The sequence below is a fragment of the Bacillus sp. z50 genome (assembly GCF_058313585.1).
Window position 1 is genome coordinate 1 of the sequence record NZ_JBZFQL010000008.1, and the last position, 16,326, is coordinate 16,326.

General features: G+C 37.9%; 12 protein-coding genes, 1 rRNA gene and 2 riboswitches. Of the genes, 1 reads left to right on the forward strand and 12 read right to left on the reverse strand.

Annotated features, from left to right (window positions below; translation table 11 throughout):
- The 3 genes from AC4G3N_RS17360 to AC4G3N_RS17370 all read right to left on the reverse strand — a co-directional run.
- Nucleotides 1-328 (reverse strand): 16S ribosomal RNA (locus tag AC4G3N_RS17360); the annotation flags it as partial.
- 1,003 nt (nt 329-1,331) lie between these two features.
- Nucleotides 1,332-3,398, reverse strand: a complete 2,067-nt coding sequence (ptsG, locus tag AC4G3N_RS17365) for a glucose-specific PTS transporter subunit IIBC (protein ID WP_491090817.1) — start codon at nt 3,396-3,398, stop codon at nt 1,332-1,334.
- 223 nt (nt 3,399-3,621) lie between these two features.
- Entirely contained in the window at nt 3,622-4,959 is a 1,338-nt protein-coding gene (locus AC4G3N_RS17370; protein ID WP_066109795.1) for an NCS2 family permease, read from the reverse strand.
- 111 nt (nt 4,960-5,070) lie between these two features.
- Nucleotides 5,071-5,172: riboswitch (purine riboswitch) on the reverse strand.
- A gap of 476 nt (nt 5,173-5,648) precedes the next feature.
- On the opposite strand from AC4G3N_RS17370, the gene AC4G3N_RS17375 reads away from it, so the two are divergent.
- On the forward strand, nt 5,649-5,942 hold the full coding sequence (locus tag AC4G3N_RS17375; protein WP_066109798.1) for a hypothetical protein: 294 nt from the start codon (nt 5,649-5,651) through the stop codon (nt 5,940-5,942).
- A 177-nt stretch (nt 5,943-6,119) separates the two neighbouring features.
- Here AC4G3N_RS17375 and AC4G3N_RS17380 read toward each other — a convergent pair whose 3' ends face one another.
- The 9 genes from AC4G3N_RS17380 to AC4G3N_RS17420 all read right to left on the reverse strand — a co-directional run bounded on the left by AC4G3N_RS17380 (nt 6,120) and on the right by AC4G3N_RS17420 (nt 16,232).
- Nucleotides 6,120-6,692: a DUF2812 domain-containing protein gene (locus AC4G3N_RS17380; RefSeq protein ID WP_077248197.1), complete on the reverse strand. Its 573-nt coding sequence runs from the start codon at nt 6,690-6,692 to the stop codon at nt 6,120-6,122.
- Nucleotides 6,679-7,005: a PadR family transcriptional regulator gene (locus AC4G3N_RS17385; protein ID WP_066109805.1), complete on the reverse strand. Its 327-nt coding sequence runs from the start codon at nt 7,003-7,005 to the stop codon at nt 6,679-6,681. Before AC4G3N_RS17385 ends, AC4G3N_RS17380 begins: the two co-directional genes overlap by 14 nt.
- Before the next feature lie 325 nt (nt 7,006-7,330).
- Nucleotides 7,331-8,215, reverse strand: a complete 885-nt coding sequence (pepI, locus tag AC4G3N_RS17390) for a proline iminopeptidase (protein WP_066109808.1) — start codon at nt 8,213-8,215, stop codon at nt 7,331-7,333.
- A gap of 64 nt (nt 8,216-8,279) precedes the next feature.
- Nucleotides 8,280-8,951, reverse strand: coding sequence for a methyltransferase family protein (locus AC4G3N_RS17395; protein ID WP_140462281.1), 672 nt, complete (start codon nt 8,949-8,951; stop codon nt 8,280-8,282).
- Between the two features lie 505 nt (nt 8,952-9,456).
- Nucleotides 9,457-11,010 (reverse strand): glutamine-hydrolyzing GMP synthase, encoded by a 1,554-nt coding sequence (gene guaA / locus AC4G3N_RS17400; protein WP_066109814.1) that lies wholly within the window; start codon nt 11,008-11,010, stop codon nt 9,457-9,459.
- Between the two features lie 209 nt (nt 11,011-11,219).
- Nucleotides 11,220-11,322: riboswitch (purine riboswitch) on the reverse strand.
- Between the two features lie 35 nt (nt 11,323-11,357).
- The gene (locus AC4G3N_RS17405; protein ID WP_491090821.1) at nt 11,358-13,589 is read right to left on the reverse strand and encodes a DUF4129 domain-containing transglutaminase family protein; all 2,232 of its coding nucleotides are present in this window, start codon (nt 13,587-13,589) and stop codon (nt 11,358-11,360) included.
- Nucleotides 13,586-14,824, reverse strand: a complete 1,239-nt coding sequence (locus AC4G3N_RS17410) for a DUF58 domain-containing protein (protein ID WP_066109816.1) — start codon at nt 14,822-14,824, stop codon at nt 13,586-13,588. Before AC4G3N_RS17410 ends, AC4G3N_RS17405 begins: the two co-directional genes overlap by 4 nt.
- 2 nt (nt 14,825-14,826) lie before the next feature.
- On the reverse strand, nt 14,827-15,759 hold the full coding sequence (locus AC4G3N_RS17415) for an AAA family ATPase (protein ID WP_066110019.1): 933 nt from the start codon (nt 15,757-15,759) through the stop codon (nt 14,827-14,829).
- Nucleotides 15,760-16,061: 302 nt separating this feature from the next.
- A complete protein-coding gene (locus AC4G3N_RS17420) occupies nt 16,062-16,232 on the reverse strand; it encodes a hypothetical protein (protein ID WP_175354328.1) in 171 nt (56 codons plus the stop codon).
- Nucleotides 16,233-16,326: the final 94 nt, after the last annotated feature.

Genomic DNA, 16,326 nt, shown 5'->3' on the forward strand with positions numbered 1-16,326 from the left:
GTCCCAGTGTGGCCGATCACCCTCTCAGGTCGGCTACGCATCGTTGCCTTGGTGAGCCGTTACCTCACCAACTAGCTAATGCGCCGCGGGCCCATCCCTAAGTGTTAGCCGAAGCCAACTTTCCTTCCAACATCATGAGGTGTTAGAAACTATTCGGTATTAGCACCGGTTTCCCGGAGTTATCCCAATCTTAGGGGCAGGTTGCCCACGTGTTACTCACCCGTCCGCCGCTAATCGTTGGGAGCAAGCTCCCTCAGATTCGCTCGACTTGCATGTATTAGGCACGCCGCCAGCGTTCGTCCTGAGCCAGGATCAAACTCTCCGAAAGATGTTTGATCTAGCTAAATTTTAAAGCAAATTGACGAGATTTTAAAAATCTCTTGTTTTTAGACTTGCTTGGCGTTTCGTTTTGTTTAGTTTTCAAAGAACAATCTGTCGTGTTAGCGACTCTTACATTATATCAAGATAACTTGTTGTTGTCAAGCGTTTCTTTTAATGTATTTAACTAACAATCTTTCATTTGGTTCGCGTTGCAAAAGCAACTTTATTATCATAGCACCTACATTTTCGAAAGTCAACATTTTTTTGATATTGTTTCGTTCCTGTCTGGTGCTTACTTATAGTAGCACGCTATTAAAGCATACGTCAACCATTAAATTAAAATAAAAATACTCAGACATTCAATTTCATTGTGCTAGATTAACAACAAGACGATTTTGTTATTAATTTTTATAGTATATTAATACTATTGTCGAATACCATCAGTTCTCATCTATATTCAAAGATGACTCCTTCATATACGCTTTTCCTTCTATATAATAACTTCTAACCTTGATCGCTAAGTTTCAACTTAACGCTCCCTACGTGAATCAAGATTTATCCCATTGTCTAACAGCATACAATCGGGAATACCTTAATTATTTGCCATTCAACAGCGAAGCAAATACTTAATCTATAGAAGCTATTGCAAAAATAGGCTCCCGTTGTTCTTCCAGAGAAAGCTTGATCTGGTACGCAATAATTGAAACAAGTCACCCATATCGTCGTTTAACAATACCCCTTAATTCCTAAGGACTAATTCTCCAATTTGCTGCTGATTCTTTGCACCAATAACTACCGTCTTCGCCAAACCTAGAATATATTCATTTCAGGTTGAACGTTCTCATAATAAGCGTCGGAGATTGTTGAATTTCGTTACCAACTCCAAGATACTATGAGAAAATATTAAGAGTCCTCAAAAGAACATCTCTTATTAAACATTCTTTTCTTTCATATATATTAATGAAAAGCTCGCAACCCTTTCCAGTATAGATAGAGTTGCGAGTTATTATTTACATGATATCAACTATGTGTACTTCTCCTAATTTTACTTTGCCTTGTTTAACCAACTTAATTCCTTCTCCTGCCAGCAGGTTTGTAAAAACAATCGGTGTAATAATGGATGTCGCATTTGACTTAATGAAATTTAAATCAAATTCCATTAATATCTGGCCCTGCGTAATCTTATCGCCATCTTTAACCTTTGTTTCAAATCCTTTACCATTCAACTTTACCGTATCAATGCCAACATGAATTAATAGTTCATGACCACTGTCAGATTTTATAGCAAGAGCATGTTTAGTCGGGAAAATACTTATAATCTCTCCATCAACCGGAGAAGCAACGATTCCTTCACTTGGGATCATCGCAAATCCATCACCCATCATTTTCTCAGCGAACACTTGGTCAGGAACCTCCGAAATCGGAATCAGCTGACCCTCAAGTGGTGCAGCGAATTCTCCCTTTGAGAAATCTGTTTTTAACGCATCCGGATTTACCTCTTCTATTTGTTGTTGTATCTCAGCTTCAACATTATCCGAGGCTGCTTTGGTAGGACGCGGCTTATTCCCTGCCATTATATCCTTCATCTGAGATTTAATCGTTTCGGAACGCGGGCCAAAGATTGCCTGAATATTGTTCCCCACCTCTAGCACACCAGCAGCTCCGAGTGCTTTCAGTTTATCTTTATCAACTTTCGCAATATCGTTAACCTCAACACGCAAACGGGTAATACAAGCATCTAAATGTGCTATATTTTCTTTTTTCCCCATTGCCTCAAGAATATCATACGGAAGCTCATCGACTGAACCACCCTTACCCTGAGCACTTTCATCATCTTCATCTTCCCTTCCCGGCGTTCGAAGATTCCAAGTACGGATTGCAAATCTGAAACCGAAATAATAAATGACTGCGATTACCAAGCCGACCGGAATAACAAGCCACCAGGCTGTTCGATTTGGTACTATCCCAAATAAAATAAAATCTATAACTCCACCGGAAAAGGTCATCCCTATTTTGACGTTCAACAGTTGCATAGTCATAAAGGAGAGACCTGCAAAAATAGCATGGATTCCAAAAAGAACAGGCGCAACGAACAAAAACGAAAATTCCATTGGTTCTGTAATACCTGTTAAGAAGGAAGTTAGGGCTGCTGATCCCATGATCCCGGCTACCAATGTTTTTTTCTCAGGCTTCGCTTCTTGATAAATGGCCAAAGCAGCTGCAGGTAATCCAAACATCATAAACGGATATTTCCCTGTCATAAAAGTACCTGCTGTCAATTTAACCCCATCTTTAATCTGCGCAAAAAAGATTGCCTGATCACCACGAACAATTTCTCCAGCTTTATTTGTGTACTGTCCAAATTCATACCAAAATGGTGAATAGAATATGTGATGAAGACCAAATGGAATAAGCGATCGTTCAATCACCCCAAATATAAATGCCGCTAATGTTAAGTTTGTATCTATCATATTTTGAGATAATGTATTTAATCCGTGTTGAATTGGCGGCCATATCAGTGTCATTAATAGACCTAGAATCAATGCGGAAGCAGCTGTAATAATAGGGACAAATCGCTTACCCGCGAAAAAGCCTAAATAGGAGGGTAACTCAATTCGGAAAAACCGATTATACATATAAGCTGCCAGCAGTCCAACAATAATCCCCCCAAATACTCCGGTTTGCAAAGTGTTAATGCCTAAAACATTAGCATAGGATGGATCATTGGCAGCCATGTCAGCCGTCACATTCAAAACAACCCCCATGGTCACATTCATAATTAGATAACCAATGATAGCAGCCAGGCCGGCGACCCCTTCCCCTCCAGCAAGTCCAACTGCTACACCTACCGCAAATAATAATGAAAGATTGCTAAAGACAATTTGACCAGAATCCTCCATCACAGTTGCAACCTTTTGAATCCACCCAGCATCTAAAAATGGCATTAGGTCCAACAGATTCGGATTATGAATGGCATTTCCAAGAGCTAAAAGAATCCCAGCCGCAGGTAATATAGCGACGGGAAGCATTAAAGCTTTCCCAATTTTCTGCAGGACACCGAATACTTTCTTGAACATAGTACGTCCTCCTTAGACTTATTAACAAAATAAAAGCGACTGATTATTTTCTGCTATCCATAACCAATCTGAATAATTACTTGTTAATATGCCCAAAAGGCACTCAAATACCAAGAAAACATGAATATTATGGAGGCCCTATCCAAAGATGGGATTGCAAACATGTTTCCTATCCATAAAAAAATAGCTGCCGAACTCAGCCGGCAGCCTTTAGAGAACATATTTATGAAAGGAAAATAAAGTAACAAACAAATATAACAAACATTCCATACATGATTGGGTGGATCTCTTTAATACGTCCAGCCACAATCATCGTAATTGGATAGAAGATAAATCCACAGGCAATCCCAGCCGCAATGCTTCCGGATAATGGCATCATGATGATTGTAAGAAATGCAGGCACTGCAATTTCTAATTTTGACCAATTGATATCACCGAGTGAGGAGCACATTAACACCCCGACAATAATCAAGGCCGGTGCTGTAACCGGTGATGTAATAACAGATAAAAGCGGATATAAGAATAGTGATAATAGGAACAACAGTCCAGTTACAACTGCTGCGAATCCAGTTCTAGCCCCTGCTGCGACACCTGCTGTTGATTCAATGTATGATGTCGTTGTAGATGTCCCAAACAATGCCCCTGTCATCGTTGCCAGGGAGTCTGCAAATAAAGCCTTGCCTGCTCTTGGCAATTTATTATCTTTGGTTAATCCTGCCTGGTTGGCAACCGCCATTAGTGTACCGGCTGTATCGAAAAAATCGATAAATAAGAATGTCAGTACAACAACCAGAAATTGGATAGTGAATAAATCTGATTGAATTGGATTGAAATACGGTTCAATCGCAACACCAAAAGTAGGAGCCACACTTGGAATTGCACCGAATATACTGTCAGGAATCTCAATAAGGTTTGCTAACATCCCAATGATGGCAGTAATAATCATTCCATAGAAAATGCCACCTTTAACGCCTTTAACTAAAAAGATAACTGTAATTAATAAGCCTACGATTGCCAATAATGTATTTCCATCCGTGAAATCACCGATTCCAATAAGAGTAGCATCATTATTGACGATAATTCCTGCATTTTTCATACCAACAAAGGTAATAAACAACCCAATACCTGCACCAACAGCATATTTTAATTCTGCAGGAATCGCATTAATAATGGTCTCTCTTAATCCAGTCAACGTTAATATAGCAAAAATAAAACCGGAAGCTAAAACGCCTGCTAAAGCTGTTTGCCAAGGAATACCAAACGTTAGAATTACTGTATAAGCGAAGAAAGCATTCAGCCCCATACCCGGAGCAAGCGCAATCGGATACTTTGCAATTAGCCCCATAAAAATTGAACCAACTGCAGCAGCAAGTGCAGTAGCAACGAATACAGCACCATGATCCATTCTCATTGAATCCGGAAGGTCTGGTACATCTGCCAAAGATAATTGCAATGGATTAACAACTAAAATATACGCCATTGCCAGAAAAGTTGTAATCCCGCCAATAATCTCTCGTTTGTAATTGGTGCCAAGTTCGTCAAACTGAAAGTACTTTTTCAACCTACTTCCTCTCCTTCTTTTCATACGCTTTCGTATAAGTTCCGGATAACCAAAAAACCTCGAACGAATCCGTTCGAGGCTGACTCAAATACAAAGAATAACCTATAAATAGGCAGTATCATTCATATCCGTAGTCAAGCTATTAACGGTAGCTCGGTAGAAACTTATGGGCCATATTCCCATGATTATACGAATTTATATATTTATTAAATTATTAGGTCTTTTGTATTGTATCAAGAGAATGATACTTGGTCAATAATAAAGCGAACATTATCTAGAGGTTGAGAAGGATTTGTTCGTATTTTCTCCTGATGCTAGATTGGTGTAGTCAGTCCTAGAAACATTACCATACCTTTCAGGATTTATACTCATTTCCATTCATGATCTACACAAATAACATCCTTTCCATTTTATAGATTATGTTGTAAGTAACCATTAAAGCCTACACATTTGGTATATATTACAACCAGAAGCCTAAATATTGTTGTTGAATTCAGCAGATATTAAAGTATAATCATAATGGTATTTGAATATTCAGATTAGCATATTCACCAAGCTAGCCTTTCAACTCTATGATATTAATGCAGAAATACTGGTTTTATACTTTACTAAATGTGAATTAAGAAATGGACGCACTTTGAATACACTGACATATTCACCAAAGATTTTGATAAACTGAGGAAATAACTATGGATACCCAAAATTTTATAAATGTGAAAATAGATAAAGAACAATTAGAGTATGCAAAGAATCTACAAAATTTATTATGTAAAAGATTAGATACCAAACAGCCTGTAGAATATGAAATCCCTGATATTATTGCTGAACAGGCGTTGTTTCTGTATATAGATACAATGGAACGATATTATCGTTTAGAGGGTAAAGATTGGGAGGATTTTTACAACAACTTTAGCGGTGTCACAAACGTACCAAGAAAAATAGAAGATTTCAGAGAACAAAATATCAAACCATACAAAAAATAAGGGGATAACCAGTTGGCTATCCTCTTATTTTGGATTTATAACCTACTTCATAATGGAATAAGGACTTTTCGACCTTGGAAGAATTAACAAAAAGCCCTATATGCTCGGTCAATCAAAACAAGGACTTATACAAAATAGGAAAAATAAAGATAGGTCGCCTTCCACCTATACTACAGGCTACTCTACCCTATGTGAGTAATTCTTTCTCAGTTTATAAAATCCTCTTCCGCAATACACAAAAATCACCAAATATATTAAAAACAAAATAGACCAAAATATAATAAATCCCCTATTCCATGAACTCTCAATCCCGCCTAAAGCGATACTCATGGCCGAACAAACTATAAATAATAGAAAAATCCCCAGAAGAGGTACTAATTTTTTCATAAAAATCCGCTTTAGCATGTCCAGTTTTGATTGATCATCACTGAAAATATTTGTATCTCCTTCATCTGTGTTACCTGCTGATTTTCTAAAATAGCTGTATTCATTTATATCCTGCATATATTCCCAGCCATAATCTGCATACATCTGCAAATAACTTTGCTTGTCTTCTGATGTCTGCGGATTGAAATCCAATTTGTAGACTACATCTTCTGGCTCACATAATTCAAAATAATAAAACCCTGGCAGTTTAACTTTCACCAATTTATACCCTTTATTATGCATCTCACGCAAAAATGTCTCTTCTTTCTCGTAATCTGTTAACATAAACCAGCGAAATTCTCTTTTCATATCATTTTCCATCATATAACCCTCCTCTACTATTTTGATATAGTCTCTCAATACGCCTTATTTCAATATTAAGAATTTGCTTGCCTAGTTCAGTGATCATATAGAACTTCCTTTTATTTTCTTCACGAACAAACATAATTAACCCGTCTTTCTCCATTTTTGACAGGCTCCCATACATAGTTCCCGGACTGATTATTATCTCGCCGCCTGTCATTTCCTTCACCTTTTTAGCAATGTTGTAACCATGCATTTCTTCCTGCATGCAAAATAGTATATAAAACCCTGTTTCTGTCATAGGTATGTAAATTCTTTTAATCCGCTCTTCCATACTTCCTCCAATTTATAGCTCTATTTCACATCTACTATATCGTGGTTCGATACATAAAGTATATCGCACTACAATATATTCATCAACCATCTCTTACCAAAAGTGGTTGGTTTTAATTATCCCTTTAGACTTATTTTTGACATAAAAAAAGATCCCCTTTCCCACCCAAATCTCAGGTAAAAAAGAGAGTCACATTTTATTTTTATTCTTATATGCGGGCAAGCTGATGAAAATACAAATCAACTCTGCTCCATCCAACGTTGTGGCTATAACTACAGAACTAAAAATGAAAAATAGAATCTATCTCACTTATAACCTGAAAGTTTTATTCGTTTGCATTGAGCCATTCCTTTAAAAGAGCGATGTATTTTTCTGTGTCTTCTACGAAACATGAATGTCTGCAGTCGCGGAAGAGTTCCCAACGAGAGTTTGGAATATGGTCATACATATATTTTGCGATGTAAGGAGTGCAAAGATCACTACCTCCATTAATTACAAGTGCTGGCTCTTGAATGTCTTTTAGTTGCGCTGTAACATCATAATCTTTTAATGTGCCGAGTGGAGTAAATTCATTTGGTCCCCAACCGACTACATATGCTTCATTTCCTATTTTTCTAGGACGCTTCATACATTCTGGTGAATCTTCTGTGACAGGTCCTCCAGCGTGGCGAATCATGTATTCTTCTTCTGCCGCCAAATAGGCTGGGGCATCGTAGTTACCAGTGCTTGTTGCAATGGCAATGGCTTCTTGCATATCTTTTGGCATGAATTTAATCATACGTTGCTGTTCTTCTCCCCACATCCAAGAAGCTGGAAGAGTGCTAGAAAGGATGATGCTTTTGATTCCGTTTGGTTTGTAATTGCAAACATAATTCAAAAGAAGCATGCCTCCCCATGATTGACCCAGAAGATGGCATTCTTCTAAGCCAAGGTGCTTGCGAAGTGCAATGAGTTCTTCTGTCCAAACTTCTGCGTTCCAGAGGTTAGGGCGATTTTCTACATAAGATTCCCCACAACCGATTTGATCGTACATAATTAATTGGCGTCCATCTTCCTCAACAAATTGATCGAGTACTTCAAAATAGTTGTGAGTGGAGCCTGGTCCGCCATGAAGTAAAATGAGTGGTTTTTTATTACCGGTATTTTCTCCAACGATGCGGTAATACGTTTTAAAATCTAAATATGGCATAAATCCTTCAGTAATTTTCATAGATATCCTCCTAGTGTTATATATCCAATAATTGATCCTTCACAAAATGGAATTTGCTTTACTATTACCAAATAAACGGTATCAAGCGATATTTGACTTTTTGCTTATACTCACGATAACCATCGAGTTCTTTTTCAAGAAGTTTTTCTTCATTTTTAATCCTTTTGGCAATTATAAAGGGATATACAAGAAAAATAAAAAACGAATATATTGAACCTAACACAATCGGCATCGACAAAAACAAAAGTAATGTCACACTATACATTGGATGTCTGACAATACCGTATAGCCCCGTATCGATAACTTTCTGATTTTCCTGTACCTCAATAGTACGACTAAGATATGTATTCTCCCTGAGTACCTCTGCATAAAGAATATATGCTACAAGAAATACCACCGCAGCACAAATTACAACACTCTTTGGTAAGGTGTACCAATCAAAACGAAAACCTAATCCCGCAACAATAAAACCTGCTAAAAACATAAGTCCGCTAAGCTTTACCACAAGACATTGTTCATCTTGCTTCTCTTTTACATTGAGTCGCTTTTTTAACAGTTCTGGGTTTTTGAACATCATCACAATTCCTGCAAGGAACATTGGCACAAATAAAATCCCCATAAATAACCAACCATACGCAAATAATAAAGTACCCGCAGGTAAGAATATCAATAGACCAACTAAAACAACCCCCAATAAAAATTTAGTTAGTGCTTGAATGAATAATTTTGTTGTCATAATAACTCTCCCACAATTCTAATTTACCTCTTCAGTGGAAACTATTGCATACATTGTAACGACTATTCAAAGTTATTTTAATATAATCCCCACAATCTACCAACTCATTTCACTTTCCTGCTTTCTCTCAAAATCGCTCATAGCTTCATTATCTTTTTCTCGAACACTTATAATTGCTTTTTCTACCTGGAAACAGATGTGCAAATCGATAGGTAATTTTTTCTGCTTCGTGGTTCTACACGGGCTCCGGTTGCAAGAGCTAAAAGCTCATGTTTACGAGGAGCTCTGATAAGATCTCGTAATGGAAAGTGTATTCGGGCAACCTATTTTCATTGTTTTTGAATATCTTTTTAGAAACCACGAAAAAAAGGTCTACCTGAAATGATTTATTCAGATAGACCTTTTCGTCTCGTTTATATATCTGCTATCAATTTTCTATCAATCAGCCCAGCCTAAAACCACTTCAAAAACTCAGTGTTTTCAATGGTTCTATCGATTTCCAATTCTATTCCCACTCAATCGTCGCAGGTGGCTTGGACGTGATGTCATACACAACACGGTTAATATGATTTACTTCATTGACAATTCGCACAGATATTTTTTCAAGTACATCCCATGGGATTCTTGCCCAGTCAGATGTCATTCCATCAATAGATGTTACCGCACGGATTCCTATTGTGTAATCATATGTGCGGGCATCCCCCATCACACCTACACTGCGGATATCAGGAAGGACAGTGAAGTATTGCCAAATATCACGATCAAGACCGGCATTTTTAATTTCTTCACGAAGAATCGCGTCTGATTCCCTTACGATTTCCAGTTTGTCTTCCGTTATTTCTCCCAATACACGGATTCCTAAACCAGGTCCTGGGAAAGGCTGTCTCCAAACGATTTCATCCGGAATACCCAGCTCTGAACCAAGTGCACGCACTTCATCCTTGAAGAGTGTATTTAAAGGCTCGATAAGTTGGAATTGCATATCTTCCGGTAATCCACCTACATTATGGTGAGATTTAATGGTTTGCGCAGTAGCCGTTCCACTTTCAATGATATCAGTATAAAGCGTACCTTGAGCGAGATAATCAATTCCTTCAAGCTTGGTCGCTTCATCATCAAATACGTAAATAAATTCATTTCCAATGATCTTACGTTTTTGCTCTGGGTCACTAACTCCAGCTAACTTCTTCATGAATCGCTCTTTAGCATCGACTTTAATTACATTCATATTGAAGCCTTCACGGAATGTTTTCATGACACCTTCCGCTTCGCCTTTTCTAAGTAAACCGTGATCCACGAAGATACATGTCAATTGATCACCGATGGCTTTATGAATCAATACCGCTACAACAGAGGAGTCTACTCCGCCGCTCAATGCACATAGTACTTGTTTGTCTCCAACGGTTTTGCGGATTTTATCCATTTCCATTTCAATGAAATTAGCCATGGACCAATCGCCTTTACATTTACATGCTCCAAATACGAAGTTTTTCAACAGGTCGTTACCATATACAGAATGCCTTACTTCTGGATGGAATTGTACAGCATATAATTGACGGCTGTGATCACTCATTGCCGCGATTGGGCATGATGGATTCGTCGCATCAACTTGGAAGCCCTCAGGAGCTGTAACAACATGGTCACCATGACTCATCCATACCGTTTGTTCAGTAGGGAGCCCATTAAATAATAAACTTTCATGATTCAGCTTAATTTCGGCTTTTCCATATTCGCGTTTGCTTGCACGTTCCACTTTTCCGCCAAAATGCTGAGTCATTAGCTGCATACCATAGCAAATTCCCATAACTGGAATGCCCATATCAAAAATCCGCTCATCACATGTAAAAGCTGTAGCATCATACACGCTGTTTGGTCCGCCGGAGAAAATAATTCCCTTTGGATTTAGCTTCTGAATTTCTTCCACCGTAATTGTATGGGGATGAAGTTCACTATAAACTCCAAATTCACGAATTCTCCTTGTGATTAATTGATTATATTGACTTCCAAAATCAAGAACGACAATCATTTCTTGAATCGGGAGATCAGTTGTTTCTATCATCACTTTCACCTCGTCTGATATTTTCGGTTAATTGAGCAACTTCATCCAAAGAGATATTTATCTCTCTTCCCCATATGCTTATAAAGAAATACCAGGTATCAACCTATTAGAATCCTTATCCTTTATGTACTAGCTATTCCACAATTTAGGATTATTCATTCGAATAAAGAAAAACTAGAATCCCTATTTACCATTCAGAGTTCTAGTTAACATTTATATAATTCCTCCATAGTCAAATCATTTTTCGGTGATTTGGTAGGAACTTCCGAACCTTATTTTCGAAATTATATGAAGGGTAGATTGCTTTTTATTAACCGCCATAATTGTAACTTGAGAGAAAAGTGTGGTCAAGCAATAGTTCTTAAAATCATCTTCTCCCATTGTTCTTGAAAATTTCGCCAATCCATTTCAGTTTTTTCTCCAGAATAAATGTGTTTTTCATATGCATGCGTTAGCCTATTCATATCTGATGATCCGAAGAAACGATCCACGTAAATCGCATACTCTCTCAGGGTCTGTCCAGGCTTTCTTTTTATTCCATACCGATTTAATTCTCGAAGCAATTGCATATAGGCATTTGAATAATTCGGCTTTTTCATAAGCCTCTTATAATAAAACACCCAAATGTGCGGCATCCATTTTCCTCTGATTCTATATAATAAAGCAACAGCTCCACCTAATACCAAAATCACCACTAGAGCTTTCTTCCAATGTTCCGCTATTTTACCTTTGATTGTTCCGAACGTAAACTGGGAAGCTGTATCCTTTGTTTCGACCGGCTTTTCTGGCTCCTTATTTTCTGGTTGATTCGTTTCTGGCGTAACCTGCGTTTCCTCCTGGTCATTGCTGACCTCCTGAGAAGCTGTAAACCGTACTTCAGAACTAAAGCCCTTCGTTGGTTCAAAAGGAACCCATCCTACGCTGGGAAAATAAACTTCAGGCCATGAGTGCGCATTGTTATTTGTAATCACATACCGAGACTCACCCAGCTCCTGGTCATACACTAAATCACCTGCTGTATATCCCTTTACCCAACGCGCCGGGATTCCAAGAGAGCGGACCATTACAACCATGGCACTTGAAAAGTTATCACAATAGCCTATTTGTGTTTCAAATAAAAACTGGTCTACATAATCCTGGCTTTCCTCAGGGTATGGAACATCTTCTTTACTATAAGTAAATTTTTCACCTTTCAAATAATCCTCAATTGCTTTGACTTGGTCATACATACTGTTGGATCCCGTCTTTTCTGCAAGCTCTATTGCTAAGCTTGAGACACGCTCCGGAACATAATCAGGTATACCCATCGATTGTCTTAGTAGTAAATCCATTTCCATTTCATACAAATCATTTATTTCATCCTGTTGGAGTACATCCAGATAATAGGTGGGGCTTCTAAATTGCACGCCCACCTTTTTTAATTCGTTTTTATTCGTATCGTCCTCATATATCGGGGTAATCTCAGAGGAGTCACCTGAATACAATAAACTAGAAAAAACTGATTCATCCTCAGGATTCAGATTATAAATTTGCTCAATAGCCATAGGGCTTGGATAAGGAATATGGCCATGGTCTATCTCAAATTCCAGTTCAGCCGTTGACAATGTATTCGTAGTTTCCCCCCTGTAATCGTATAGCATAGCTGGTTCTGATTCTAATATCGTTTGACCCATGCCATAATCTGCACCAGTTTCCCATCCTTTACCCGTATAAACGTTTTTATTTTCAATTTTCCAATACGTACGGACAGATGAGGAAGCCCGAAACACTACCCCATCATCGCCAATAAAATCTCCGCCTAATTTGCTGTCATCCTTGTCATACCCTATCCTTTTTTGAGTAGATCCAAATTTCTCTGAGGTTGATTTAATGAAGGAAATAGGATCAGGCCATATCGCCTGTGGCTTTGGAGCAAAAAAACCAATGACTACCGCAAATGCAATCATGCTAGATAAAGGAATAAGCCAACGGATAGCAGTTCGATTCGTATAGTGGATGTTCTCCCCGATTAGCAAACGTACTAATGCGAGCATGCCAAGGATAGCAAATCCAATAACGACTACTCGTACAATTGCTTGATCACTATCATAGGTTGTAAAGGTATCTAGAACTGTTACATAGATAAATGTCATAAACAAAAACAGGAACAATCGCTGTTTCACTTGTACCCAATAATGAATTAAATAGGTAAACATCCATATTAAAATGAAGAAAAGAAACGTTCTGAATTCAGGACTTAACCCTTGCCAATCTGTTGAAAATACAGAGAACAATCCCTCTTTTATATCGATGAAGAAAGCGCGTATCCAACTGTCTTCTGTCAAATAGAATTCAGGACGATAAAAAATCAGATAAAGACTCATACCTATATAAACGGATAAAGCAGGAGTCATGATTTTCCAGGACACTCTGAATGCATACATCACCAATGAAACGGCTGCAAAAATAATAAAATACTTAATTTGGCTTGTGTTTGTCACTTCTCCAACTGGTCTCATCCACTCTATTAGCATAATAAAAGCAAACAGGAATAACAGAAGACGTATACCGGGATGCAGGTTATTCGTTTTCATTTTCATCTGCCGCCCCTCTCTTCAAAAACTCCCCAATCCTCTCGATTTCGAATAATAGACATTTTCGCTCCATGATTTATTCCAAAGGTATAGGCCTCTTGTTCAGCCTTATTGAGTACATGGGAAGATTCACAGAAAAATAGAATATACAAGGAATGGATTCCTCCAGCAAGGTTGGTATATGCTTTTACGAATGGTAAATGTAAAACAGAAGTAACAACAATAAGAGATGCATTTGGCGGTATAAATCTTGTCTGAGGTGTATAAAATCTTGGGGAACTTACATCAATTTTTGGCGAAGCTTTTATTTTAGCCATAAAATTCAAGGCTTTATGAACATATCCTTTTCCTTCCTTTACTTCTAATAGGTTATCCAGTCCACCTCCACCAGCCCAGAGACCCAATTTCATCCCCTTAGTCAAACCAATTTCAGCGATTGATGCACTAAAGGTCACCATTTCTTCAAAAACAGAGTGGTCACTCTCACAATTTATTAAAAGAAAGAAGTCACTGCTGTGTTTTTCTTCAAAGTTTTTAGTTTTGAGCCCGACGCCCCTTGCACTTGATTTCCAGTCAATGACGGTCATACGATCACCCGGAGCATAATCTCGAATACCAGAAACCATCGCTGTTTCATTTCTGATTTTATAGGAATTTGTGCGCTTGCCTTGTTCATAATCACCGAGAACCTGTCTTAATGGCAAAGGAACCGTTGCAGGAAGTACAAGGATTTTTTTATCGGAATCTATCATTCTACTCTTCTCAATTAACCCGAGAATATCTCCTGTTCTTATTTCAAGCTTATTAAAGGTATGCTCTCCTCTTGGCATACTCTTAATGTTATAGGACAATTCTATTCTTTTTCTGAATCCCGGAAAAACGATAGAACTGATTTTTTCCCTTCCGAGTAGGATTTCCAGCCTTTCCGGTAATAGTTCATGAATGAGCAGGTAGGCAATCGGCACCGGCATATTCCTTTTAATAATAATTTTCATAACTACTGGGTCACCGGCCGTTAATTCCTGATCACCTAAGACCCGCTCTACTGTAAAATCACTTAATGGATAGACAAAAATCATTAGAGCATACAAGGCGAACGGAAGAAAACTATAAAAAAGGAACCAGCTGACAAACCCTCCCTGGAACATGGCATATGTGAACGTCATAATTAGTAAAAGCAGGAGAATGACAAATTTCCACCACTTTTCCCATTTATTTAACGTCATTCTTATAAATTTCATTTTTAATTCACTTGCCTTTGTACCGGTACAGGCGTCCTTGCTAAAATTTCATCGAGAATAACTTGAGCATTGAATCCATCATAAACCGATTCAGCCTTCACGATCATACGATGATTAAATACATATGGAAGTAGAAATTGTACATCATCTGGTATACAGTAATCACGATTATGCATAAAAGCCCAAGCCTGCGAAGCCTTCATAAGAGCAACCGTTCCACGTGGGCTTACGCCTAAATAAACTCGATTATCGTTCCTCGTTTTCACAGCCAGTTCTACAATATACCGCGCAATCATATCATCCACATATACAGATTGGATTTCCTCCTGCAGCTTCACCATTTCATCAACAGTAATTACAGGATTTAAATCTTCAACAGAAGCAAGCATTTTTGCATTTGTCAAAATCGCCAATTCATCAGCCATCTCCGGATAACCCATTTTCATTTTAAGTAAAAATCGGTCCAGCTGCGCTTCTGGTAAAGAATAGGTACCTTCATATTCAATTGGGTTTTGGGTGGCCATAACAAAGAATGGATTGGCCAATTTGTGTGTCACGCCATCAACGGTAACTCTATGTTCCTCCATTGCTTCCAGCAAGGATGACTGTGTTTTGGGAGATGTTCGATTGATTTCATCAGCCAATATGATATTCCCCATAATAGGCCCGGGACGAAAGATAAATTCATGCTCTTTCGGATTATAGATGGAAATACCGGTTACATCAGATGGCAATAAATCCGGTGTAAACTGAATACGCTTATAATCAGCCTGAATTGATTTGGCAATAGACTTAACTAACATAGTCTTCCCAACACCGGGTACATCCTCAAGCAATACATGTCCTTTTGCCAAAAGGGCTGTAATGCTTAACTTAGCAACCTCTCTTTTACCGATAATCACTTTCTCTATATTTTGGATAATCTTATCTATCATAGGATTTAGTTTTTCATTCACGCCATATTCCCCCTCTACTTATAACCTTATTGTTATAATATTCTGTATTAACAGTCAATAACTTTATTGTAAATATTTTGTAGAAAAGGGGTTTAATCATTCAAGAAAGAGCGAAATAAGACCCAAAATAAAAAAAGGAGAGATTTTCCCCCCCTTTTAATAAAGATAAGCTTTAGTTTTACTACTGATGAGTTTCTACTCAAGTTATGTTTTATGAAGTCTCTTGAATGTAAACCTACCAAATAACATCTTGATTTTTAAACATAAAAACGATTAACAGACTAATTCCGCAACATTTCTTTAGCTTGCAGAACCAGTTCCCTATCCCGCTCATAGTAGAGCTCCAACAAATCTTGATATAGTTCTCTATTATGAACGCTGTTCAAATCTGCTTTAATTGAATCCCACTGGTCTCCGAATGTCGATTTTGAAGCGATCAAGTTTTGGTACATATTCTCCTTCGTATATATGGAGAGGATCTTTTTTATTTTCCTATATTTAAAGAACGATAGCTTATTACGAGATTTCTTCAATTTGTCTAATAGA

Bases quoted from the DNA above. Each gene is read 5' to 3' on its own strand.
- ptsG (WP_491090817.1), bottom strand. From the start codon at position 3,398: ATGTTCAAGAAAGTATTCGGTGTCCTGCAGAAAATTGGGAAAGCTTTA.
- AC4G3N_RS17375 (WP_066109798.1), top strand. From the start codon at position 5,649: ATGGATACCCAAAATTTTATAAATGTGAAAATAGATAAAGAACAATTA.
- AC4G3N_RS17380 (WP_077248197.1), bottom strand. From the start codon at position 6,692: ATGATGGAAAATGATATGAAAAGAGAATTTCGCTGGTTTATGTTAACA.
- AC4G3N_RS17385 (WP_066109805.1), bottom strand. From the start codon at position 7,005: ATGGAAGAGCGGATTAAAAGAATTTACATACCTATGACAGAAACAGGG.
- pepI (WP_066109808.1), bottom strand. From the start codon at position 8,215: ATGAAAATTACTGAAGGATTTATGCCATATTTAGATTTTAAAACGTAT.
- AC4G3N_RS17395 (WP_140462281.1), bottom strand. From the start codon at position 8,951: ATGACAACAAAATTATTCATTCAAGCACTAACTAAATTTTTATTGGGG.
- guaA (WP_066109814.1), bottom strand. From the start codon at position 11,010: ATGATAGAAACAACTGATCTCCCGATTCAAGAAATGATTGTCGTTCTT.
- AC4G3N_RS17405 (WP_491090821.1), bottom strand. From the start codon at position 13,589: ATGAAAATGAAAACGAATAACCTGCATCCCGGTATACGTCTTCTGTTA.
- AC4G3N_RS17410 (WP_066109816.1), bottom strand. From the start codon at position 14,824: ATGAAATTTATAAGAATGACGTTAAATAAATGGGAAAAGTGGTGGAAA.
- AC4G3N_RS17415 (WP_066110019.1), bottom strand. From the start codon at position 15,759: ATGATAGATAAGATTATCCAAAATATAGAGAAAGTGATTATCGGTAAA.
- AC4G3N_RS17420 (WP_175354328.1), bottom strand. From the start codon at position 16,232: ATGTACCAAAACTTGATCGCTTCAAAATCGACATTCGGAGACCAGTGG.